19 protein-coding genes and 1 pseudogene are annotated in these 23,512 nt (G+C 63.4%); 3 read left to right on the top strand and 17 right to left on the bottom strand.

Features of this window, described 5'->3' with window-relative positions; genetic code table 11:
- Window positions 1-2 precede the first annotated feature (2 nt).
- The 10 genes and pseudogenes from AB0K08_RS15550 to AB0K08_RS15505 all read right to left on the bottom strand — a co-directional run bounded on the left by AB0K08_RS15550 (window position 3) and on the right by AB0K08_RS15505 (window position 13,013).
- Window positions 3-1,291 (bottom strand): IS3 family transposase gene (locus AB0K08_RS15550; RefSeq protein ID WP_363355996.1). Its coding sequence is split into 2 segments (ribosomal slippage): window positions 3-1,018 and window positions 1,018-1,291, totalling 1,290 coding nucleotides; the frame shifts between segments, so codons are not numbered across the junction.
- 79 nt (window positions 1,292-1,370) lie between these two features.
- Window positions 1,371-1,721 carry a hypothetical protein gene (locus AB0K08_RS15545; protein WP_363355994.1) on the bottom strand — a complete coding sequence of 117 codons (351 nt, stop codon included), beginning with the start codon at window positions 1,719-1,721 and terminating at the stop codon, window positions 1,371-1,373.
- 559 nt (window positions 1,722-2,280) lie between these two features.
- Window positions 2,281-2,757: pseudogene (locus tag AB0K08_RS15540) on the bottom strand (IS481 family transposase); the annotation flags it as partial.
- A gap of 434 nt (window positions 2,758-3,191) precedes the next feature.
- Window positions 3,192-4,469, bottom strand: a complete 1,278-nt coding sequence (locus tag AB0K08_RS15535) for an O-antigen ligase family protein (protein ID WP_363355992.1) — start codon at window positions 4,467-4,469, stop codon at window positions 3,192-3,194.
- 337 nt (window positions 4,470-4,806) lie between these two features.
- Window positions 4,807-5,991: a hypothetical protein gene (locus AB0K08_RS15530; protein WP_363355990.1), complete on the bottom strand. Its 1,185-nt coding sequence runs from the start codon at window positions 5,989-5,991 to the stop codon at window positions 4,807-4,809.
- Window positions 5,992-6,029: 38 nt separating this feature from the next.
- Complete coding sequence (locus AB0K08_RS15525) at window positions 6,030-6,917, bottom strand: nitroreductase family protein (RefSeq protein WP_363355988.1); 888 nt, start codon at window positions 6,915-6,917, stop codon at window positions 6,030-6,032.
- Between the two features lie 63 nt (window positions 6,918-6,980).
- Window positions 6,981-8,228 carry a polysaccharide pyruvyl transferase family protein gene (locus AB0K08_RS15520; protein ID WP_363355986.1) on the bottom strand — a complete coding sequence of 416 codons (1,248 nt, stop codon included), beginning with the start codon at window positions 8,226-8,228 and terminating at the stop codon, window positions 6,981-6,983.
- Window positions 8,229-8,321: 93 nt separating this feature from the next.
- Entirely contained in the window at window positions 8,322-10,193 is a 1,872-nt protein-coding gene (gene glmS, locus AB0K08_RS15515) for a glutamine--fructose-6-phosphate transaminase (isomerizing) (protein WP_363355984.1), read from the bottom strand.
- A 122-nt stretch (window positions 10,194-10,315) separates the two neighbouring features.
- Window positions 10,316-11,851 (bottom strand): phosphomannomutase/phosphoglucomutase, encoded by a 1,536-nt coding sequence (gene manB, locus AB0K08_RS15510; protein WP_363355982.1) that lies wholly within the window; start codon window positions 11,849-11,851, stop codon window positions 10,316-10,318.
- A 40-nt stretch (window positions 11,852-11,891) separates the two neighbouring features.
- Window positions 11,892-13,013, bottom strand: coding sequence for a sugar phosphate nucleotidyltransferase (locus AB0K08_RS15505; protein ID WP_363356016.1), 1,122 nt, complete (start codon window positions 13,011-13,013; stop codon window positions 11,892-11,894).
- Window positions 13,014-13,179: 166 nt separating this feature from the next.
- Here AB0K08_RS15505 and galU point away from each other — a divergent pair, with 166 nt between their 5' ends.
- Complete coding sequence (galU, locus tag AB0K08_RS15500) at window positions 13,180-14,091, top strand: UTP--glucose-1-phosphate uridylyltransferase GalU (protein WP_363355980.1); 912 nt, start codon at window positions 13,180-13,182, stop codon at window positions 14,089-14,091.
- An 18-nt stretch (window positions 14,092-14,109) separates the two neighbouring features.
- Here galU and AB0K08_RS15495 read toward each other — a convergent pair whose 3' ends face one another.
- From AB0K08_RS15495 to AB0K08_RS15485, 3 genes are all read right to left on the bottom strand, one after another.
- Window positions 14,110-14,994 carry an SGNH/GDSL hydrolase family protein gene (locus AB0K08_RS15495; RefSeq protein WP_363355979.1) on the bottom strand — a complete coding sequence of 295 codons (885 nt, stop codon included), beginning with the start codon at window positions 14,992-14,994 and terminating at the stop codon, window positions 14,110-14,112.
- A gap of 83 nt (window positions 14,995-15,077) precedes the next feature.
- Window positions 15,078-15,974: a hypothetical protein gene (locus AB0K08_RS15490; protein ID WP_363355977.1), complete on the bottom strand. Its 897-nt coding sequence runs from the start codon at window positions 15,972-15,974 to the stop codon at window positions 15,078-15,080.
- A 39-nt stretch (window positions 15,975-16,013) separates the two neighbouring features.
- Complete coding sequence (locus AB0K08_RS15485) at window positions 16,014-16,178, bottom strand: hypothetical protein (protein ID WP_363355975.1); 165 nt, start codon at window positions 16,176-16,178, stop codon at window positions 16,014-16,016.
- Window positions 16,179-16,381: 203 nt separating this feature from the next.
- Between AB0K08_RS15485 and coaA the strand changes: the two genes are divergently transcribed.
- Window positions 16,382-17,359, top strand: a complete 978-nt coding sequence (gene coaA / locus AB0K08_RS15480; RefSeq protein WP_363356014.1) for a type I pantothenate kinase — start codon at window positions 16,382-16,384, stop codon at window positions 17,357-17,359.
- Between the two features lie 94 nt (window positions 17,360-17,453).
- The gene (locus tag AB0K08_RS15475) at window positions 17,454-18,215 is read left to right on the top strand and encodes a M15 family metallopeptidase (protein WP_363355973.1); all 762 of its coding nucleotides are present in this window, start codon (window positions 17,454-17,456) and stop codon (window positions 18,213-18,215) included.
- A gap of 46 nt (window positions 18,216-18,261) precedes the next feature.
- Here AB0K08_RS15475 and AB0K08_RS15470 read toward each other — a convergent pair whose 3' ends face one another.
- The 4 genes from AB0K08_RS15470 to AB0K08_RS15455 all read right to left on the bottom strand — a co-directional run bounded on the left by AB0K08_RS15470 (window position 18,262) and on the right by AB0K08_RS15455 (window position 23,511).
- Complete coding sequence (locus AB0K08_RS15470) at window positions 18,262-19,602, bottom strand: sodium/glutamate symporter (RefSeq protein WP_363355971.1); 1,341 nt, start codon at window positions 19,600-19,602, stop codon at window positions 18,262-18,264.
- Entirely contained in the window at window positions 19,602-21,074 is a 1,473-nt protein-coding gene (locus AB0K08_RS15465) for an MmgE/PrpD family protein (protein ID WP_363355969.1), read from the bottom strand. The genes AB0K08_RS15470 and AB0K08_RS15465 overlap by 1 nt, the downstream gene beginning before the upstream one ends.
- An 86-nt stretch (window positions 21,075-21,160) precedes the next feature.
- Window positions 21,161-22,543, bottom strand: a complete 1,383-nt coding sequence (locus AB0K08_RS15460; RefSeq protein WP_363355967.1) for a hypothetical protein — start codon at window positions 22,541-22,543, stop codon at window positions 21,161-21,163.
- Between the two features lie 68 nt (window positions 22,544-22,611).
- Window positions 22,612-23,511: an oxaloacetate decarboxylase gene (locus tag AB0K08_RS15455; protein WP_363355965.1), complete on the bottom strand. Its 900-nt coding sequence runs from the start codon at window positions 23,509-23,511 to the stop codon at window positions 22,612-22,614.
- Between the last annotated feature and the right edge of the window lies 1 nt (window position 23,512).

The following is a 23,512-nucleotide window of genomic DNA, read 5'->3' as shown; positions in this document are numbered from 1 at the left end:
CGCTACTTTGCGGGTTCGGGCTCTCGGGTGAGGGCCTCGTAGTGGAGCGTCTCGAATTCTACTGGGGTGATCATTCCCAGGGTGCCGTGGAGGCGCCTGTTGTTGTACCAGTCGACCCAGCCGGCCGTTGCAAACTCGACGTCCGAGAGGGTCCTGAACGGGCCGGAATGGAAGACCGTGGTGCGGATGCACTCGGTCTTGTACAAGCCGTTGACGGACTCCATGAGGGCGTTATCGTATGCATCGCCGACCGTCCCGATCGAGGGAGCGATGCCCTCGAGGTCGAGGTGCTCGGTGTATCGGATCGCGGTGTATTGCGACCCGGCATCGCTATGGTGGATCAAATCTCCACGTGAGACGGGGTTTCCATCCCTCTCGCGCTGCCACAGAGCGATCCGGAGCGGGGTCATCACCAGATCGACCTTCATGCTGGAGCTGGCGTGCCAGCCCACGATCCGCTGGGCGAACACGTCCAACACGAACGCGACGTAGACGAACCCCGCCCAGGTGCGGACGTAGGTGAAATCGGTGACCCATACCCTGTTCGGCGCCGCCGCTGTGAAGTCACGGTTCAACAGGTCACCAGCCCGTTTCCCATCCGCGCCGGGGATGGTGGTGCGCAACCTCTTCGCCCGCAGCACGCCCTCGAGGCCGAGAGTACGCATCGCCCGGTCCACCGCGCCGCGGGACGTGCCGGCGAGGCCGTTGTGGCGGCGGAGCAGGGCGACCCACTTCCGCCGCCCATACAGACCCTCGGGTGTCATCTGGATCAGCCCGGTGACCTCGTTGAAGGTCCAGGCCAGGGCACGGATCTTGTCCTCGACCAGGGCATCGGTGACGGTACGGGCCGCGATCCGGGCCGGACGCTTCCAGGCTCGATAGGTTCGTGCAGCGATCTTCAGGCCCTGCTGGCGCAGGACGGCAAGGATCGACTCGACTGCATGGCCCTCGGCTCTCATCTCGTCGATGAACGCGAGGATCAGCGGTTGCGGGGGTCGAGCTCCCCCGCGAAGAAAATCGAGGCCTTTCGGAGGATCTCGTTATCCTCCCGCAGCCGCCTGTTCTCCGTCTTCAAGCGTTTGACCTCGGCGGACTCCTCGCTGGTCACCCCAGGACGGGTGCCGTCGTCGACGTCTGCCTGGGCCATCCAGCGCCTTGCGGACTCCCGTGAGACGCCTTCCTGGCGGGCGACCGCAGTGACGGCGGCGGTCAGGGTGGGGTATTCCTGCTGGTGCTCACGCACCAAGCGCACGCACCTCGCGCGCAACTGGGCATCAATCTTCTTCGGCATGCTGTCCATCCTTCCGGACTCAAACAGCAGCGGCATCAAACCTGGGGCAGTTCAATGAGAACCACCCACACCGCCAGGGTTATGCCGCGCGCACCGCCGCCTGGAAGCCCGCCGACCAGCACGATTCCCGCCGACCGGACGAGGACATCGGCATAACCGAAACCTCGGCGTAATTGCTCATCCCGACTTTCCGCAACTCGTCCTCGTCAGTGGCCTCGAAATACAAGGTAGTGACGTCATAGAGCACGACCGAGAGTCCGGTGGGGCCGGCCTTCGCTGCGGCGAACGCGTACGCGGTCCGGCAGGCAGCGTCCCGCCAGTCCTGGTCGATGCAGGCGGCCAGGTTCCGCCAGATCGTGCGCAACGACGCAGCTGGCACCCCGATCTCCTCGAGCACCCGGATGGTGTCGGCCTTCGAGCTCGGCTCCACCAACCGGCCAGCACCAGCTGCTTGAAGGTGTCATTGCCGATGGTCTCGAACCCGATCTGGCCGTAGGCCTGCTCGAGGACGTCCCAGAGCAGCTTCGAGGAGGACCCGGTGACGACCGGCCCGGCCGGTGCCGCCGCCGACGTGGTCGGCTTGTCCGTGGGAACCGAGAGCTGCAGATCGAGTTCCTGCTGGTCGCCGGCGATCTTGTCCTTGGCGACCTGGACCAGTGCGGCGACCTCGGCCTCGGTATGGGCCGATCCGAGGTGCTCGACAATCGTGCGGACGCCGCGGCGCTTCTCGGCGATCTGCACTGCCGTCGCCCCGGAGGCAGTCTTCACGTTCCGCACGAACAAGCCCATTCCAGCAGTCTAGAAGCACCCGATTAGTGTCCGATCCAGCCGACCGAACCTCCGGAAAATCAGCGATCCAAGGCCATGAGCCCTCGAATCAGCTCAAAGTGGCACGAGTCAGGACGGCCAGAGCACAGAACACCACCGTCAGGTGGGCCTCGATCGAGTCACGCTGATGATGGAACATCGGTCGTCGGCGGGCAGACGAGCTGGAACTCGAATGCATCGAATTGCCACAACGACATGGCCGTGGCGCGCACGAACGGGATGTAGGAGGACTTCGGGCGCTTGCGCGGGGCGGCATCGACCTGCCCGACGGCGGAGAGCAACCGGGCGATCGTGGCCACCGACGGGATCATCCCGCCCGGAAACGTCTCCTGGAGAGCGGCCTCGTAATGGATCGCGCGCGGACCGTAGTCCCAGCCATCGACTTTGAGCTGCTTGCGGATCCTCACGAGCTCATTGACCACGTCGGGGCCATACCTCCTGGCAGGATGCCTGGGCGCCCGGGATCTGGGATGCAGCGCTGCGGCCGACTCACTGACGGCCCGCCCACGGATCTTGTAGAACACGCTGCGCGAGACCTTCAGCGACCGACAGAACTCGGTCACCGACAACGCATTCGGCTGGGTCGGGTCGTACTTGATGATCGAGACCCGAATCCGGGGTGAAAGTGCATTCGTCATGCCCCCGACTCTCACCCAGAACAATCACCACAACTGTCTATGAAGTGCCGAGCCAGGATGTCCACGATGTCATGAGATCGTGTATCCACGATGCCTTGAGACAGCACACACGAAGTCCTGAGATCCGACGTCTCCGAAGAGGCGAGATCCGGTGTCCACGCGGTAACGAGATAACACACGATCAATACACATTCGCTACCAAAAGAGCCGTCTATTCCGGCCCTATCCATCTAGTGCCCCACCCCGCGACCCAGAACCCCGGCATCACGCGGAAATATGAGCCCAGAACAACTCAATCACCGAAGCGTGAGCCAAGTCGCGTCAGACCTGCACATCCGTAAGCTCACCAGCTTAAACGCCAGCTCATTGCTCTAGAGCGGAGGAATCAGACCACGTCTCCACCTGGACTGCGAAGAGCCACTTAACCGACAACTTCAGGCAAGTATTCTCTGGTCTTCCTTCGTATACCGTTGCAGATGATTGGTCTTTTCGCTATGACCCAGCGAACCCGCCGCATAGATCGAAATCGACAATAGCAACACAAGACCAAAAGTGGACTGGAATGAATTCAGCAAATTGTCAAAGTATCCGAATATTAGATACCCAATGAACCCGAATGCGAGAATGGGTCGAAAACCTCGGTGGGTCATCTTGAACGCTAGCAAAGCGACGCCTATTAACGCGATCAGAATGATTGATGTCCCAACCATCCCTACTTCCACAAGTAGCTGCAAATATGTATTGTGTGGAGCGATGAAATACTCTCGAACATTCGCACTCCTTGAATACTGCGAAAGTTCAGCTGCTGCGCCGATGCCATGGCCAAGTAGTGGCGAAACCTGAAACTGGTCGAAGTAGTATGCCCAAGCCAGATCGCGCCCCGTAAGTCCAGAACTCTGAAAACGTGAGATAATCTCCTCAGCAAAAACGAATACAACCACTATAGCTGCAACCGCACCACTGGAGTAAACAGCAACCTTGGAAACCTGTTTGTTTGGAGGGTTAGACAGTACTGCTCCTGCGAAAATTAGCACTGCGACTAGCAGCGGACCTCGAGTAAGAGTTGAGGCACACAACATCACGTGGATAAAAGCGAAGAGCAAACCGTTTCGGATTCCGCGGTAGTACATCCAGGCACCACCGATAACTCCGATCACAAACAGGGAACCAAAGTGGGACGAAGGGAGAGTGCCCGACAACCGTAACAGTCCCGTGGTGAACTCGTGGCGGAATAGTTCCGTCAGCCCTAAAGTGTCGAGCAACAAATTCAGGAGAATTCCCAGAATAGGTACGAATGTCATGGTTCTCGCTAAAGTGTCCCGATCCAGTTTGTCGAGTCTAATCAAGGTAGCGAACCAGGCGAACACGTATCCAACAAACGCGTATATCATCCAGCTCTCTAGCGGCACATGACCAAAAGCGATGGGCAAGATTGCTGCAAACCCCACTGCAAAAATATAGATTCCCCATAGCACTCTACCTTGGCCGACTCCAGTCACCAGTACACAGATCATGAGGAGCCCAACACTCAATCCTTTAAGGATTGCAGATCCACCAGAGATCGCCAGCGACTCCGAAATAAAATCTGGCCCTACCAAGAGTGGCAAAAAAGGAATCAGATAGAGGACCTTTGTCCTGAATATGCAACAAACGATAACTGCTGTTGACAACATCAAGGCAACGATAGAACCTGTCAAAAAGTAGTCAGTCACGTCCACCCTCGTTAGTACGCTGACACTCGGGACTGAGGCCAGATTCATTCGAGCCGGATAGAGATGGCAGCGCGAAAGATATCATTCGGTCCCGTTCGTCCGCATCTTCACATCCACCACGCATTCTAAGGGACAGAGCCCCCTCAAGGACATTCAGCTTAAGATGGCATGGCGACTCGATCCATCCTATACGGTCGTGCAGTCCTGACCCACATGGGGTCGTATCCAGTCGAGGTAAATACACTCAAGAACGGCTCCGTGGGGGTTGTTTATGGACACCACTGAAATTCAGTATCCATCCCTACTTCATTCATCGCCAGAGGTTCCGCAACGTAGGTCAACCCTCAATTGCCCGCCCGCCCGCAGGGCTCCGAGAGAGCATCCGCCAGTTGAGAATTGCCCGAACGCCTTCAGAACTCGCGAGACCTGCTTGCGCTCCAGGTGCCCCAGCGACGATTGCCCCAAGGAAAAGTGCGATGAGTCCAATAGGTAAGGTGACGAGCTTAAGAATAAATGCTTGCCGAATCCACGAAACCGCCCTAAGTCCTAGTGCAGCTCCGCCAGCAATACCCAAAGCACATGTACTGAGCACTGCGAATGGAAAGACCGCCATTGCGCCATCAGTAGATTCCCCTAAGAGTGGAGCGGAGAAGGCCAGATCTACCACGAATACAAGCAATACCGTCACGACGGCACCAGACACTGCAGCGGCTGAATAGCCTACAGATATTCTACGAACGCGCGTCATGTCCCCTCGAGCGCTTACACGATTCATTGCAGGACCGAGAGCCGACATAAGTCCACGAGTCACGACCAGCAGTGGCGTTAGCAAGATCTGTGCCGCCCTGATGGCACCCGCCATTGTCGGTCCACCGATCGCCCCGACAATAAGGACTGAACCATGGGTAAGGCTGTTAGTAGCCATGAAGTCCCCAACGTACAGGAGACCATTCTTAAAGTATCCTTGCGACCATCCTGTGAAAAGCCTCAAGGGATTCAAAAGTCGAAGTCCCACCAGTCCGATGATGGCGGAAACGCATACTGAACTGGACCACAAGACCGCAACATGAGTCAACGATGTCATTTCGACTACGAACATTCCGGTGATCAACACGGAGAGTGCAACGCATTCGGCAATCAACGCCACCCATTCGCGTTCCATGAGTTGAGCCATGTATCGCAAGTGTCCAGCAGTCACGAGCGCAGGCATAGCAATAAGTAGCCACGAAACCCACTGGCCATCTCCAACTGATGACAGAAGAAGTAAGCCAACAATGCTGAAGGTCGCGCCCAATGCAAGTGTTACACCCGTCGACGCATACACGGACGGAATCGCCGTTTCACGTTTCGCAGTCTGATAGCTATAAATGATCGGTTCTGTTAATAAACCTTTGATACATCCCTGCACAAGTGAAAATATTGCGAAAGCCAGTGAAAATAGACCGAAATCATGAATGCTGAGTGCTCGGGCAGCAGCCGCTGTCAGGGCGAACGTGAATAGTGAAGCAATAAGCTGAGTCATGCTTGCCGTAGCCGTTCTCAGCACTCCAGATGAGAGCCTCACTGCATATGTGAAACGGAGGAAGAAATTCTCCTGCCGATAGCAGGTGGAAGTCTGCGCTCGGATCTCGCGACCCGCAGACCGTCCGCGGCATAGCCTACGGCAATCATCACGACAACCTGTTCAGATGCCTCGAATGACAATCTCCTGCTGACTGCCTCCATCTCACCACGCCTCATTGAACAGTTCAACATACATGAACTCAACCCTGTAGATTCCAATGCGGTCACCAAGGACATGGCGAAAATTCCACCATCGATCCACTGCTGATTCCGTTCCATGGCCCCGGAGAAAAGCCTGGAGTCAACAGAAACTACGACCAGTGCAGGAACCTCGCTGCGGAATCCAGCATTCCCATTCTGCAGGCGAAGCACGTCCGTGACAACTGACCTATCAGTCGTGAAGTGAGCCTTCCAAGGCTGCCGGTTGCAAACGGACGGAGCATTAGCTGCGAGTGTGAACGCCTCCAGCAACGTCCCTTCTTCAACTTCGCGACTGTCAAAGTCGCGGACACTTCGGCGACTCTGCAGTAGGTCCTTCGCTGCTCCTGCAGCTTCTTGAGACAGAGGATATGCTACACGCGGTGCGACAATATCGCTCTTAATTCCGTGATTGTTCCATTCATCAAGGGCTATCAGCGCATCTTGCGCGTATCGCTGAAAGTCGTGTTCACCAGACGAATTCTCTAGGCCATATACCAGTCGGGAGCGCACCACGGATCCGAATGGCCGCTTGGTGTTCCTGAGCGCAAGCCCCTTCTCCACTCGGTGGTAATCCTTGGTCAACTGTGTCTCGTTCGTGGACGGCTCGACAGAACCAAGATAACTGGATTCATTAATAGCAAAGTTATTTGCGTTATGCCTTGCATCCAAAAGCGCCTCAAGCAAGAATCGACCCTGTTCTCGTGCGGCAATCAAAACATTACGTACCCTATTCAATCTCTATCTATCCTATCGATTGGTCGTGCTGACGAGTGCAGCGTCCCTGATTCTCGCAAGCTCGTCGTTGATGTGAAAACGATGCATGCCCATGTTCGCTACAAGCTTGTCGATGAGCGGTATGGCGATAGTCGACCAGTTCCTGGCCGGTGAGATCGAAAAGTCATCCAATTTGAAGAGTTTGTATAGTCCCTCGACTTTTCCTTGGGTACTTAGAGTAATGGGGGCTATGCCTTGCGACAACCCAAGAATCGCTAGGTGCATACGTCCGGTAACAATTAGCGAAGCATGTTCGAGAATGGCTGCCACTTGCGCCGGTCTCAGAAGACTTTCCACAAGGAGCACCCGAGGGTCGTTTAATTCCCCCGCAATGCTCTCGAGCACGGCGAGGTCATCATCAGTCGTACGGATCACATGAGGGAGTAAGACGACCTTGAATCCCAAATCGAGCACGTGGCGAACGACTGCCAAGTAGTCCTCTGTCAGATCTGTCGTCTTGTGAATCAAGCCGCTGGCATTGATGACTGCCACGGGTGAATCTGTGTCCTTGGCCCAGGCGTCTTCCTTTGCTGTGACTTGTCGCCTGGAGTGTGTGAATACGATATCAGCGCTTGGAATGACTGGGACGCCGCTAGCCTGCAGTCGTTCGACTGATAACGGGTCGCGAACACATAGGCGTACGTCCGCTGGCAAGGATCGAAGGCGCTCAACAACAACTTCCTTTGCATTGTCGGACCAGCTAAAACCAACGGCAGTTGACTGCACACCCATCTTAGAAGCCAAACTCAGGAGGTTGACTCGGGACAACGAGGACGAGGTGTTGTATAAACCGTCCATTGAGTCGGCACCGATGACGAAAAAGTCATCTGCCTCCTTGAGGGCTTCCACGAACTGCCCCACTGCCCTTGCCCTTACGACAGGAAGTCCGTCGACCAATCCAGGGATAGGTACTACCGTGACGTGTTTCTCATAGCTCAAGGGCTGAGCCAGTGCACCTTCCCCATTAGTGATGACGAGAATGGGACCATCGAGCAAGTCAATTAGAGCCTCCACCATTGCCTGATCGCCGATGTTCCCGTGACCTGTCGGCGCCAGAATGATGCTTCTTCTTGATCCTACTTGCGATCCTCGAATAGGACGCCGACGCCGTACCGAAAGTTGTAGGACAGCTAAGTCACTCGTTGAAAGCGCCCAAGAATACGCCCTTGTGTTTCGAACCCGTTGCAGGACCTTACGAATTGCGGACCGATCTACCTTCATGGCTCTACTTTCTTTGCATTCGGATGCTCAGCTAGCGCTCTAGTGGAAAGTCGAGAACTCGGAACTACCACAGTAATGCTCGGGCCGATGGCCCTATTCCACTGTGACTGATTTGGCCAGGTTGCGCGGCTGGTCCACGTCGTACCCCTTAGCCGTAGCCAACTCGCAGGCGAAAATCTGCAGAGGAACCGTCGTCAACAGCGGCATGAGCATGGGCTGCGTCTCGGGCACGTAGAAGACCTGCTCCGCATACTCCTTGACGGTTTCGTCGCCGGCTTCAGCCACCACAATCGTTTTGGCACCGCGGGCGCGGACCTCCTGGATGTTCGAGACCACCTTGGCATGTAGCGAGTGGCGGTCCATTGGCGAGGGCACCACCACGAAAACCGGCTGGCCTTCGTCAATCAAAGCAATGGGGCCGTGCTTGAGTTCTCCTGCAGCGAAGCCCTCGGCATGGATGTACGCCAGTTCCTTGAGCTTGAGTGCACCCTCAAGTGCTACTGGGTAGCCTACGTTGCGGCCGAGAAACAGCACGGACGATGCTTCAGCCATCGCGCGTGCTAGTCGTTTGATCTGATCGGCATTGTCCAGGATTTGCTGGACCTTTGCGGGGATCTCCGCCAAGTCTGCCAGGATGTCTTTGATCTCTTGGCTATACAGTTTCTTGGTCAACTGTGCTAGGTAGAGGCCCAGGAGGTAAGCGGCCGTTATCTGGGCCAAGAACGCCTTCGTTGAGGCCACGGCGATCTCGGGGCCAGCGTGGGTGTAGAGCACGGCGTCGGATTCCCGTGGGATGGTGGAGCCGTTGGTGTTGCAGATAGACACCGTGCGGGCGCCCTGCTCCTTGGCGTAGCGCACGGCCATCAGCGTGTCCATGGTCTCACCGGACTGGGAGATGGACACCACCAAGGTGTTGGCGTCGATGATCGGGTCCCGATAGCGGAACTCGTGAGAGAGCTCCACCTCCACCGGAATGCGGCACCAACGTTCGATGGCGTACTTGGCCACCATGCCGGCGTAGGAAGAGGTGCCGCAGGCCAGGACGATGATCTTGCGGATGGACTTCAGCTCCTCCTCTTCGATGCGTAGCTCGTCGAGTACGAGGTTTCCCTTTGTGTCGCTGCGACCCAAGAGGGTATCGGCGACGGCGTGCGGCTGGTCGTGTATTTCCTTCTCCATGAAGGTGACGAAGCCACCCTTCTCGGCCGCGGCGGCGTCCCAGTCCACGGTGAATTCCTTGCCTTGGGCCGGGTTCCCGGAGAAATCGGAAATCTCCACGGCATCCGCGGTAATGGTGACCACCTGGTCCTGCTCCAGCTCAACGGCGCGGCGGGTGAAGTCGATGAAGCCGGAGACGTCGGAGCCGAGGAAGTTCTCGCCCTCACCCAGGCCGACGACGAGCGGGGAGTTCTTGCGGGAAGCGACCACACGGTCCGGATGTTCGGCGTGGACTGCCAGCAGCGTGAAGGCACCTTCAAGGCGCTGACTGGTCAACTGCATGGCCCTCGTCAGATTCTGCCCGGCCTCAGTGCGGTAGATGTGGCCAAGGAGGGCGGCGGCCACCTCGGTGTCCGTCTCGGAGCGGAAGGTGACGCCCTGAGTCAGCAGTCCCTTCTTGAGCTCGGCGAAGTTCTCGATGATGCCGTTGTGTATCACCGAAAGCTGATCGTCGTCGGCCAGGTGCGGGTGGGCGTTCACGTCGGTGGGGCCACCGTGTGTGGCCCACCGGGTGTGGCCGATGCCCACCGAGGCCACAGGCACGGGACGCTCCTCCAGTTCTGTGGAGAGGTTAGCCAGCTTGCCGGCTTTCTTGCGGTGCTCCACCACACCGTTGGCCACTACCGCGATCCCGGCGGAGTCATACCCGCGGTATTCGAGGCGCTTGAGGCCTTCCATGAGCACGTCCAGAGACGAGTGCTGGTTTAACTGAGAGGGCTGGCCAATGTAGCCGACGATTCCACACATGGGCACTAGGTTATCCCGCCTGGTGAGGTGTGCTGCGCATCGACCACGCCATGAGGCTTAATAGTGGCAGTCAGACAGAGCCGGGGGGAGGGCGCACTCCGCTAATAATGCAACCGGCCATCTCACAGTGAGGTGTCCTGGCGGACGAGCTTCAGGACGGTGTCGCGGACGGTGGCCATGGTGGCGGGGTCGTGGGCCTCGCCGTTGTAGCGCAGGAAGGGTTCGGTGTTGGAGGGGCGCAGGTTGAACCACCAGGTCCCGTCGGCGGCGGCGACGGTGGTGCCGTCCATGGTGTCCACGGTGACCTCCGCGCCGGCGAGCTGGGCGTCCGGCAGGCAGGCCTGACAGGTGGTGCTGGTCCCGCCGTCGGTCCGGCCGGCCTCGATCCACCCGTTGGCGAAGACCTCCAGCACCCGGTCCACCGCGGCGGCCTTGTCCTCGACCTCGGAGTTGATCTCCCCGGAGGCGGTGTACGGGTCGTACTCGGCGGCCAGTTCGGACAGCGGCCCGTCCTGGGCGCCCAGGGCCGCCAGCACGTGCATCGCGGCCAACATGCCGGTGTCCGCGTTGAAGAAGTCCCGGAAGTAGTAGTGCGCGGAGTGCTCCCCGCCGAAGACCGCACCCTCGGAGGCCATCACGGCCTTGATGAAGGAGTGGCCCACCCGGGTCTTCACCGCCCGGCCCCCGGCGGCGACCACCAGCTCGGGCACGGCCCGGGAGGTGATCAGGTTGTGAATGACCACCGGCTCGGCCTCCGGCGCCTGGATCACCCCGTTGACGGTGTCCCCGGCCTTGGCGCGGGCGATCTCCCGGCGGGCCACCAGACCGGTCACGGCCGAGGGCGAGACCGGAGCCCCGGTCTCGTCGATCACGAAGCACCGGTCGGCGTCCCCGTCGAAGGCCAGCCCGATGTCCGCCGAGTGGGCGAGCACCGCGGCCTGCAGGTCACGCAGGTTTTCCGGTTCCAGCGGGTTCGCCGGGTGGTTGGGGAAGGTCCCGTCCAGCTCGAAGTACAACGGCTCGATCTGCAGCGGCAGGCCCGCCAGCACGGTCTGGCCCAACACGGCCGGGGTGGTCATGCCGGCCATCCCATTGCCGGCATCCACCACCACCTTCAGCGGACGGATCCCGGACAGGTCCACCAAAGAACGCAGGTACGCGGCGTAACCGGCCAGCACGTCCTGCTCGGTCACCGCACCGGTAGCCGAGGCAACCGGCACCTCACCGGAGTCCAGATAGGACTGCGCCACGTCCCGGATCTGGAACAGGCCCGTGTCCGAGGAGACCGGCACCGCCCCGGCCTTTGCCATCTTCATCCCGTTGTAGGCGGCCGGGTTGTGGGAGGCGGTGAACACCACCCCGGCGGCCTGCTCCACCCCGCAGGCGTAGTAGAGCATGTCCGTGGACACCAGGCCCAGCATCACCACATCCGCCCCCCGGGCCGTGGCGCCCTCGGCGAAGGCCGCCGCGAAGCCCGGCGAGGAGGGACGCATGTCCCCGCCCACCAACACCCGGGACCCGGCCAGCCCCAGCACGTCCACGAACGCCGCCCCCACGGCCCGCACGGACGCCTCGGTGATGGACTCCCCGACGATGCCACGCACGTCATAGGCCTTGAAGGACTGACTGAGATCGACAGACATTGACAACGGGTTCATTTTTCTCCGATTCGAAGCTTATTGATTGATTTGTCGGCTATCACAGGACGTCGTCGTCGCCGTGGGCCTTGAGGGACTCCACGGCCTGCTTCACGGACTGGGCGTGCTCGGTGGTGGTCACCAGCAGGGCATCCGGGGTGTCCACCACCACGATGTCCTGCACCCCGATCAACGCGATCACCCGCGCCGTGTCCGTCACCACCACACCGGAGGCCTTGGAGGAGTACACCCGCGGCGTCTCCCCGATCACAGTGATCCCCGAGGCCCGCTTGGCCGGGTTCAACCGGGCGATCGCGGCGAAGTCCCCCACGTCATCCCACGTGAACCCACCCGGGATCACCGCCACATCCCCGGCCGCCGCCGCCGGCTCCGCCACCGCGTAGTCGATCGCGGTCTTCTTCAACCCCGGCCACACCCGCGCCATCGTCTCCGCCTGCGCCTCGGTGCCCCAGGCCTTGGCGATCTGCACCACCCCGGCATGCAGCTCGGGCTCGTTCGCCGCCAGGTGCTGCAGCATCAGGGACACCGGGGCCACGAACATCCCCGCATTCCACAGGTACTCCCCCGAGTCCACGTACTCCTGCGCCACCGCCTCGGCCGGCTTCTCCACGAACGCCGCCACACTCTTGGCATGCGGGGCCCCCTCCACGGACAGGTCCTCACCCTGCTGGATGTACCCGAACCCCGTGGCCGGGTGCGTGGGCCGGATCCCGATCGTCACGATCCGCCCGGTGGCCGCCGTGGCCACCGCCTCCGCCACCGCCTCCTGGAACTCCTCCACCGGGGTGATCACCTGATCCGCCGCGAAAGACCCCATGATCGTCTCCGGATCACGCTCGAACAGGATCGCCGCCGCCAACCCGATCGCCGCCGCCGAGTCCTTCGGCTCCGGCTCCAGCACCACGTCCTCACCGGCCAGGCCCGGCAACTGCTCCACCACGGCATCCTCATGGGCCTCACCGGTCACCACCATCACCCGGTCCCCCGCCAACGCGGACAACCGGTCATAGGTGGCCCGGATCAAGGTCTGCCCCGATCCGGTCAGGTCATGCAAGAACTTCGGCGCCGCCGCCCGCGAGAGCGGCCACAGCCGCGTCCCCACACCACCGGCGGGGATCACACCATAGAAACGGTCCAGCCCCGGGGTACCGGAGAGGTCCACGGCTGGCTGGCCATTGATTTCAAGATTAGTCACAGATACATCGTAGGTAACTGGATATACCATGATTGTTCGTCTCTCGAGAGTTACGTGTGCCAGCTGACCGGTGTCGTAGTCGCATTAAGTGCTAGTGCAGTTATGCAAAGCCCTGAAAGATACTCTGAAAATTATGATTCACAGCTCATTGAATCCGCGCACCAGAAAAGTTGTCATTCCAGCTGCAGGCATGGGCACTCGCTTTCTTCCTGCAACGAAAGCGATGCCCAAAGAGATGCTGCCCGTAGTGGACGAGCCGGCCATCCAGTACGTGGTGGCGGAGGCCAAGGCTGCAGGCCTGGACGATGTACTGATGATCACCGGTCGCGGCAAGCGGGCACTGGAGGACCACTTCGACCGTGTGCCCGCACTGGAACGCAGCCTGGAACTCGAGGGCGACTTCGGCAAGCTACAGAAGATCCAAGATGCGACCAACCTGGGTAATATCCACTTCATCCGCCAGATTGATGCGTTGGGGCTAGGCCATGCAGTTCTGTGCGCCCAGCAGCATGTAGGACGAGAGCCATTCGCCGTCCTGCTAGGAGACGACCTCATCGCGGAGCAGGAAAAGCTGCTGGAACGGATGATCGATGTCCAGCAGGAGAAGGGCGGATCTGTGATCGCCCTGATGAAGGTCCCCCGTGCGAACGTCTCTGCTTACGGCGTGGCTGCGGTGTCCTCCGTGGATGGTGGACCTGAGGACGTCGTCCGCGTCACCGATCTCGTGGAGAAGCCCGAGGCCGACCAGGCCCCGTCAAACCTCGCCGTGATCGGCCGATATGTACTGGACCCCACCGTGTTCGACATTCTTGAGCGCACCGGCCCCGGACGCGGGAACGAGATTCAGCTAACCGACGCTTTGCAGGTGTTGGCGGAGGGCGAAGGCGAAGGCTTCGGTGTTCACGCGGTCGTCTTCAGCGGAAAGCGCTATGACACCGGTGACAAGCTCAGTTACCTGAAAGCGGTCATCGAGTTGTCTTCTGCCCGGGAAGATCTAGGCCCGGCGCTCCGTCCCTGGCTCAAGGACTTCGCGGCGGCCCTCTGAACACCGGCCACTGCCTGTTCAGGCCGCGAAGAACTCGGTGACGGTGTCGGCCCAGAGCTGCTGGCCGTCGTCGTTCGGGTGGACCTCGTCCACCAGCAGGGACTCCCAGTCGCCGGCCTCCTCGAAGGCGGCGAACACGTCGATCACCGGCAGCTCCCGCTCTTCTGCCGCGGAGCGCATGGCATCCCGGTTGGTGTCCGCGTAGCCGATCCAGGTGGCCAGCGCGGGGTTCTGGGCGGTCAGCACCACGGGGGCGGCATCCTCGCCGCCGGCATCCAGGGAGCCGAGCAGCTCGTCCAGGGTGGAGGCCACGAAGTCGGGATCACCGAAGTGCCCGTAGTTGAGGATCGTCAGGTCCGCCTCGGGCTCGATCATGCCGTTCAGCTCGAGCGGGAAGCCGGGGTTGCCCTGATCAGCCGAGCCGTTCCAGATGGTGACGGTCCGCTCGCCCTCGCCGTAGGTGCGGGCCTGCGGGAACCAGGTGCCGGTCGCCGGGTTCCAGGTGTGCACGCTCACGGAGGCCTCGGTGCCGAGCTCGTCCGCCCAGCGGTAGACCCACTCGCTGCTGGTGTTCGAGGTGGAGTCCCCCAGCACGTTGATCACGGCGTCCTCACCACCGTTGACAACGTCCTGCGCGGCCGCGGTGGCGGCGGCCACCGGGTCAGCGGGGGCCTCCTCTGCGGGGGCTTCGCTGGCGGCGGGGCTGGCCGTGGGCTCCTCGGAGGCTGCCGGTGCCTGCTGGGATGAGCCGGCGTTGTTGGCCGCGCGATCGGACTCTGCGTCCGTGCGGTAGGCCTGTTGCTGGGTGAAGAGGACGACCAGGAGGGCGACGATGGCTACTACCAGCACGGCGAGCGCCGTCCACTGCAGCTTGGACGTCATGCCCAGGGTGTTCTTCGGCACAGAGGTCCCTCGATTGTCTCTCACAAGGGCAGATCCTACCGGCTGGACGGCCCCCTTGCGGAGGCATGTCTGTGCAGCACCGCTCAGTGGTGGACGGTGATGGTGACATTCTCGATGAAGACGTTCGTGGTGCAGCCGCCCGTCTCCGGGGTGGAGGGGGTCTGCGGCAGGGCGGGCGCGTCCACCTCGAGGTCCACCGCCAGCTCGTCCAGGACCGCCTGGATCGGGTTCGCGAAGGTGGTGCTGCCCTCGGTGTCACCGGCGAACAGCAGGCCGACCACGTTCCCCCCGGTGTCCAGGACCACGGAGCCGGAGTCGCCGCCGTCCGAGAACCGCGCGGAGCGGGCGGTGTCCGTGCTGATGCGGATCTGGCGCCGCAGCGTCCGGGTGCCCAGCCCGTCACCGTAGTCCAGGCTGAGCGTGGCCTCGGTGGAGGCCACGGTGCCGAAGGTGTGGCCGGTGGTCCGGCCCCGCTTCTGCACCGGCATCTGCGTCGCCGCCTCCGCAGCCCCCGCCACCGGTCCGACCCCGACCACGGCGGCCTCCCACGGCCGGTCCTCATCCAGCAGGACCACCGCACCGTCGATGTTCTCGCTCAACTGGGCCCGCGCCAGGCTGCCGAACTCATCGGTAGCCGGGTCGCCGCCGTCGGGCCGTCCCGGCTGGACCATCCGGTCCCCGGAGGACCACTCGTCATTGACGCAGGCCACATGGAAGTTGGTCAGAGCCATGGGCCGGCCGGCCTCACGGTCCCGGACGATCGCCCCCAGGGTGCCCACGAACGTGTACTCCCCCGGCTCCGCCACCTCCGGCGGCTCCATCCGCACGGCACGGGAGGGGCCCATGCTGATGCCGCCGGACAGGGTCTCGCACTCGGCGCCGTCCACCTGGCGTCCGGGCCGGAGCAGGACGCGGGCGGACTGCAGCTCGATCACCATCTGCTTCACGTCCGTCCGGATGCCGTCGACCTCCCGGGGCACCACCTCCTCCGCGGACAGCCGGTCCTCGGGCTTCTTCTCCTACACGAACACCAGGATGCCGAGTTCCCCGGTCCCGTGGCCCCCGCTGACCCGCTCGCCGATGTCCACGCCCACCACGCCGGGCCGCGCCAGCAGCTCGTCCTCCACGGATTCCTTGACCGGCCTGATCGCGGCCAGCCTGCTGTGATCATCCCTGTGTGCCACTGGACTCATCCCTCACGATTCGCCGACGCACCGTCTGGGGTACTGACTCCATCCAACGCCCCGCCCCAGCCGGTGTCCAGATCCCGACGACATCCCGACGACGAAGTCACAGCCCCCTCAGCATGGATAATGGACGGGTGACTCGATCCGCCGCACCCGGCACCGGACTCCCCCAGGCCTCGCCTGTCACCGCCGCCGGGCCCATCACCTGGGCCGGTTCCCCGCCCGAGCCGGACTCCGGCGAGAACCACTACTCCCCCTTCGTGGAGCTCGAGCGGGACACCTGGGCGCGGCTGGCCAATGAGATGGAGCAGCCCTTCGACCAGGACGACCTGGACCGGCTGCGGGGCATCGGCGAGAACCTCTCCCTGCGGGAGGTCGCCGAGGTCTACCTGCCGCTCTCCCGGCTGCTGAGCATCAACGTGGACGCCGCCGCCCACCTGCGCCGGGCCTCCAACGAGTTCCTCGGCGAGTCCACGCGGCGCACGCCCTTCGTGATCGGCGTGGCCGGCTCCGTGGCCGTGGGCAAGTCCACCACGGCCCGCGTGCTCCAGGAGATGCTGCGCCGCTGGCCCAACACCCCGCGGGTCGAGCTCATCACCACGGACGGCTTCCTCTACCCCAACGCGGAGCTGGAGCGCCGCGGCCTGATGCAGCGTAAGGGATTCCCGGAGTCCTATGACCGACGGCGGCTGATGCGGTTCGTCGCGGACGTCAAGTCGGGTGCCCCGGAGGTCCGGGCCCCCATGTACTCCCACCTCACCTATGACATCCTCCCGCACGAGGAGGTGGTGGTGCACCGCCCGGACGTGCTGATCGTGGAGGGCCTGAACGTGCTCGCCCCGCCCCGGGTCCGCGCGGACGGCACCGCGGGGCTTTCCGTCTCCGACTTCTTCGACTACTCCATCTACGTGGACGCCAAGACGGCCGCCATCAAGCAGTGGTACACCGAGCGGTTCATGCGTCTGCGCTCCGGGGCCTTCGCCGACCCCAAGAGCTACTTCCACCGCTACTCCAGCCTCTCCGACGCCGAGGCCACCGCCACCTCCGAGGACATCTGGGACCGCATCAACGGCCCCAACCTCATCCAGAACGTGCTGCCCACCCGCGGCCGCGCCAAGCTCGTGATGACCAAGGACGCCGGCCACTCCGTCACCCGCGTCCTCCTCCGCAAGGTCTGAAGACCCACCCATGTCCGCCATCCCGAGGCGCAAAGTGACGCCACCCCCACCATTGGGACGTGGTCTCGTCACTTTGTGCCTACGGGCCGGCGCGATGGTCGGCCTGCTGACCATGGCGCTCACCGGCTGCTCCACGGCCGAGCCGCCGGTCGGCTCCAGCACGGACCGCGCCACCGCTGACCCCTCGGTCTCTTCCACTCCGACGTACTCCCCGCCGGGCATGTCCAGCCCCGCCTCACCCTCCGCGGAACCGGAGCCAGAGCCGGAGCTGGACCACTCCTCCCCCGCATCGATCCACGTGCTGGTCAACAAGCGGCGCCCCTTGAACCCGGCCGACTACGCGCCGGAGGATCTGAGCGTTCCGGACGTGCCGCCGTCGCGCACGGGATTGGAACTGCGCCAGGAGGCCGCCGGCGCGGCCGAGGACCTGTTCTCCGCGGCCGCCGCGGAGGGGGTGGACCTGAACCTGCTCAGCGCCTACCGCTCCTACGGCTACCAGCAGGGCACCTATGGCGGCTGGGTTCAGAAGTACGGCCGGGCCGAGGCGGACCGCATCTCCGCGCGCCCGGGGTTCTCGGAACACCAGACGGGCCTGGCCATGGACGTGGGCGCCGCGGACGGGGCCTGCGCCCTGCAGCAGTGCTTCGGGGACACCCCGGAAGGCGCCTGGGTGGCGGAGCACGCCGCCGAGCACGGCTGGATCGTGCGCTACCCGGAGGGTGCCGAGGACACCACGGGGTACTCCCCCGAGCCCTGGCACCTGCGGTACCTGGGCACCCGGGAGGCGGCCGACGTCGTTCATTCTGGTGGGGTGCTGGAGACCGCCTGGGGCTTCGAGGCGGCGCCGGGGTACTGACCGTCGGGCCCACCGTCACCGAACCTGGGCCGAGGCGGATCCCCCGTCAGACCTTCAGGGACACCTCGGGCGCCATGCTTCCCTTGCCGCGTTTGCCGCCCCGGCCGGTGAGGAACATCCACCCCAACACGAGGGGAATAATCCCGAGGGCCAGGCCGATGGTCAGGGGGATCCCAACCGACTGCACCAGCAGGATCGGCAGGAGGGCCGGGAAGAAGTTCACCCAGAACGTCACCCCGGAGAACACTCCGTGGGCCTCGGCGGCGTTGCTCCGGGTATCCGGGTCAACGGCCCGCAGCAGTGCGAGACCGACGCTGGTGTTCCCGGTGTCACTGCCCCAGCACATCATCGATTTCTCGAACCACTGGTCCTTGGAGAAACGGCGGAAGAAGAACAGAACCATCACCGTGGTCACGGCGACCATGACCACGGAGAAGATCATGAGCGGCAGGAAGTAGGTCGCCGCGAGTTCCAGGCTGAGGGTGGCGATGGCCGCTACGATGATCAGTTCCAGGGCGAAGCCGCTGATGTTGTTGATGGTGCGCTTGTCCACGAAATGGTCCACCTTGACCAGTCTCATCAGCGGCCACAGGATCAGAGCCCCGATCATGCCGTGGATCATGGCGGGGAACTGCTCGGCCACCGGGAACATCAGTGCAGCCGCGTCGAAGAGCAATCCCCCGATGAACATGGCCAACAGCAGCCAGCACAGCTGCAGGGCCAGTCCGTTCATGCTGCTGGCCGTGACTTTCTCATGTCCCATGACCTGGTGTTCACCCTCGGGAATGCGTCCGCCGTAGGTCCACGACGGCCTCGACTTGGCATGGGAGACGAAGGCCGTCCAGTTCTTCCGCACGCCCAGGTTCACGATGATCATTCCGCCGACGATCCCGATGACCATGCCGATGGTCGCGAGAATCATCCCGATCTGGAGGTTCCCGGGCACACCCAGGTCCTCAAAGACCGCGCCGGCCGCCCCTGCCGTCCCATGCCCTCCGAAGAAGGCAAAGACGCCCATCAGGCCCCAGCCCTCGGGCAGACCGCTCCACACCTTGGACAGCAGGATGCCCAGCCCCAGGCCCAGGGCGATCTGGATGCCGATGACGGCCAGTGACACCGCCGAATAATCGAGGTAGGACCGTACCTTGCGCACGTTCATACTCACGCCGAACAACAGGCCCGTCATGACCAGGCCGATCAGCACGCCGGGGACCTCCCCGAAGGAGTCCGGAATGGTCACCCAGCCGAACACCTGCTGCCCCACGAGCAACGCGATGACTCCGCCGATGATCGAGGCGGGGATGAACAGCTTCTGGAGCGGTTTGCAGATCTCCCTGATGGCGAAGCCGACCAGCAGGAACACCCCCAAAAGCACGAGGTCACTCATCAGATCTTCCACGACAGGTCCTTTCCTTGGTTCGACTCCACCGGCGGTGGAGTGTGGGTGGCGGCCTGGTCACCGTCCGGACGGAGGAGTGAACCAACCGTGGACCAGGCGGCCAGGTCCCGGATCCTGAGGAACAGGCTCTGGGCGGCGTCCTCTCCCAGCACGGGCGAGGACAGGGCCATGAACTTCGCCCGGGCGTCTTCCGGGGACGAGGGGTTCCCCGCCCGCCCGAAGATGCCCCGGCAGGTGCCGGTCGCCGTGCGCCCGTCCCGGTACCGCACCTCCACCCGGGCAAGGTCGCCCGAGGTGCCCCCCGGTCCGAGATCGGGATCGGTGGCGACATCGATCCGCTGTTCCAGGGCCCGAATTCCGGCATCACGCAGGATCCCCGTGGCATAGGAAGCCGGCGTCAGCTCCCCTCGGACGAGGAAGGTCGCCAGGGAGAACTGCACCGAGAACTTGCCCGCCACCGGGCTGTCGGCGGCGATGTAGTCCAGCCGGGCAGCCCGCGGGTCCGCCACCACGCACACCTGATCGATGGTGTCCGGGTCCTGAGGCGGCCCGCCGCGGAAGGGCGGGTAGCGGCCCGGTTCCGGCCCACCGTCCAGCGCGGCCGCGGCGGCCTCCAGGACGGGGTGGATCACACCGCAGGCCGCGTGGAACTTGAGGTGGTTCCGAGCCAGGGCGAAGTCCTCCCCCAGCTGGTCGACGAGCACGCCGCTGTCGAAGCCATGCCCGAGGATCGCGCCGAAGGAGTCCTCCAGGGCCCGCTCGTCGCCGTCGAGGCCGGACTCGACCATGTCCACGACCATGGTCGCGATGGGAAGGCTCACGGCGGCCAGCGCCGAGGCGACGCTGGCTCCGGAGAGGCAGGGGGCGTAGGAGGTGGCCACCGGGAAAGCTGCGGCCAGGCGCAGACCGCGGGCCATGGCGTGACCGTCCCAACCCCGCAGCCGGCCCAGGCCCACCACCGTGCCGAGGGTGCCGGTGTTCCCATGGGGATAGACCTCACCGTGGAGTCGGCTGGCTGCCTGGACCCGGCAGTGGGCCTCGTAGCCGAGGACAAAGGCCTCGATCAGCTCCCGTCCGCTGTGGCCGTGGGCTTCCGCCATGGCCAACACCGCTGGCAGGACATGGAGGGCGGGGTGCCCGCCGCCCGGGACCCCCTCGTCCAGTTCGACGGAACAGATCTGCACGGAATTCGCGACCGCCGTGGCCACCGGGTCTGCCCCGCGGGGCAGACCAGTCGCCAGGACGGTGGCGGTGTTCCCCGGTCGGAGCCGGCCGCCCAGGCCCTGCACCGTCGCATCCTGCGAGCCGGCCAGGCCGACGCCGATCGTGTCGGCGATGGTCAGGGTGGCCCGGTCGACGATGGCGGGGGGCAACTGGTCATAGCGGGTGGTGGCCAGGAACTCGGCCAGCTGCCGGGTGGCGTGCCCGGCGTGCTGGGTGGGTGGAGCCGTGGATGACACGGTGGGTGAAGGCATGGTTGATGAAGACACAGCTGTTCTCTCTCGTGGTGGTTCTGGTGTTCGGCCTCGCGGCCCGGCGCCCGGCGCTAGGAAGGTTTCGCCCCGGCGAGGCCCCGGGCCGCGGCGCCGATCTGTGGTCCCGCACCGCCACTCCGGTTGCGTCCCCGTCCCAGGAACACGAAGCACAGGACGAAGCAGGCGACCGCCATGCCCAGGCTGACGACGATGACGATCCAACTCGCCCCCTGGATGATGAGCATGGGGAAGAGCACGGGGAACACCTTGAGCCAGGACGTGATGCCGGATGCGACTCCGATGGCCTCGGCAGCATCGCTCTTGGTCTCCGGGTCGACGGTGCGCAGCAGCATCAGGCCGACGCCGGTGTGGCCGAGGCCCGCGCCGAACATCATGACGGCCTTCTCGAACCAGTCGTCCTTGCAGAACAGCCGGCACATCCCCAGGGTCACGATGGTGGTCATCACCACCATCACCACCGACATGATCAGGACGGGCACGAGGTACTGGGTGGCCAGGTCCAGCGGAATCGTGGCCACCGCCGTGAGGATGATGATCTCCAACAGGAACCCATTGACGGTCCCGATGGTCTTCCGGTCCAGGTAGCGGTCCGTCTTGGTCGCCGTCATCAGCGGGACGACGATGATGGCTCCGACCATGCCGTAGATCAGGGCGGGCAGTTCGTTGAAGAACGGCACGAGATGGCCGATTCCCTGGATGATCGACTGGCCGATGACCAGGGCCACGAAGATGAAGGAGATCTGCAGCGCCAGGTTACTCACGCTGAGACTGGAGACCTTCTCATGGCCGATCGCGGCCTGCTGGTCCTTGGGCAAGGTGCCGCCGAAGAACCACGAGGGCCGCGTCGAGACGTCACCCAGGTACCGCGCCCAGCCCTTGCGGACCCCGATGTTGATGATCAGCAGCCCGATCAGGACGCCGGAGATCAGGCCGATGGTGGCCAGGATCATGCCGATGCCGAGGTTCTCGGGAACGCCCTGCTCCGAGAAGGCCGCGCCGGCGGCGCCGGACGTTCCGTGCCCTCCCCAGAAGGAGAACACGCTCATCACGCCCCAGCCCTCGGGCAGGCCGGGCCACATCCCCATCAGGACCATGCCCAGGGCCAGGCCGACACCGGCCTGCAGCCCGTAGAGGCCGAGGGAGATGAAGGTGTAGTCCGCGAAGGACCTCACGCGGCTGACGTTGACCGTGATCCCGAGGATCAGGCCCGTCATGATGACACCGATGACGACGCCGGCGAAGTCGCCGAAGGAGTCGGGGACGGATACCAGCCCCAGCACCTGTGGTCCGAGGATCAGCAGGAGCAGTCCGCCGATGAGCGAGGCGGGCAGGAAGAGGCGTTGGAACGGCTTGATGAGTTCCCTCAGGACGAACCCGATCAGCAGGAACACGCCGAAGATGGTCAGATCGCTCAGGATGGATTCAAGGGTCATGGCTCAGGGCTTCCCTGGTCGGTCGACACCGGGTGTCGGGGTGGATGTCGGGGGTGGGTGGTGGCGGGTCAGATGGTCATCGGCAGGGCGGAGTAGCGCTGCTCCATGGCCTGGATGGTGGAGGAGCCGGACAGCTCTCCCAGTTCGGCGAAGCTCATGATCTCGGTCCCCGGCATGGTCTGGGAGGTCCCGTGTTCGCGCAGGTGGGCGAGCGCGTTCTGCATGGCCCGGGCGGCGGCGAACATGGGGGTCAGGGGGACACTGACCCGGGCCACTCCCAGGTCCTGCAGGTCTTGGATCGTGAGATCGGGTCCCGCCTCGCCCTCCGGGAGGTTCAGTGCCAGGGGGGCGTCGATGCGATGGACGAGCCGGGCGATCAGGTCGGGATCTGACGGCGGGGAGGACACGTAGATCATGTCCGCCCCGGCCTGGCGGTACGCGTTGGCCCGGTCGATGGCATCCTGCTCGCCCGTGACGCCCAAGGCGTCGGTCCTGGCGTTGATGACGAAGTCCGGGTGCACCCGGTGGTCTGCGGCGGCCTTCACCTTGCCCACCATCTCGCCCATCGTGATCAGCGTCTTGCCGCCCTCGAGCCCACAGATCTTCGGGAAGGCCTGGTCCTCGAGGTTCGCCCCCGCGGCTCCGGCCTGCCCCAGGTTCTCGATGGACCACGCGGTGTTGACCGCGTTGCCGTAGCCGGTGTCGGCGTCCGTCATGACGGGGACCTTGACGACCTGGCAGATGCGCCGTGTGACGTCGGCGACGTCGGTGAGGTTCGTGAAGCTGGCATCGGTCAGGCCGAGTTGGGAGACGCTGAGCCCATAGCCGCTGATTTGGATGGCGCCGTAGCCTGAGGTCTCGATGATCCGGGCGGACAGCGCATCATAGGCGCCCGGCATCACCAGGATCTCCGGATCGTGGATGAGTTCCTTGAGCCGGGCCCCGGGGTGGTTCGTGGGGTGGTGCACC

Origin of the sequence: Citricoccus sp. NPDC055426, from assembly GCF_040677445.1 — a bacterium.
Lineage (GTDB): Bacteria > Actinomycetota > Actinomycetes > Actinomycetales > Micrococcaceae > Citricoccus.
Note: the sequence above shows the minus strand (reverse complement) of the source record. Positions and strands in the feature narration are given on the sequence as shown.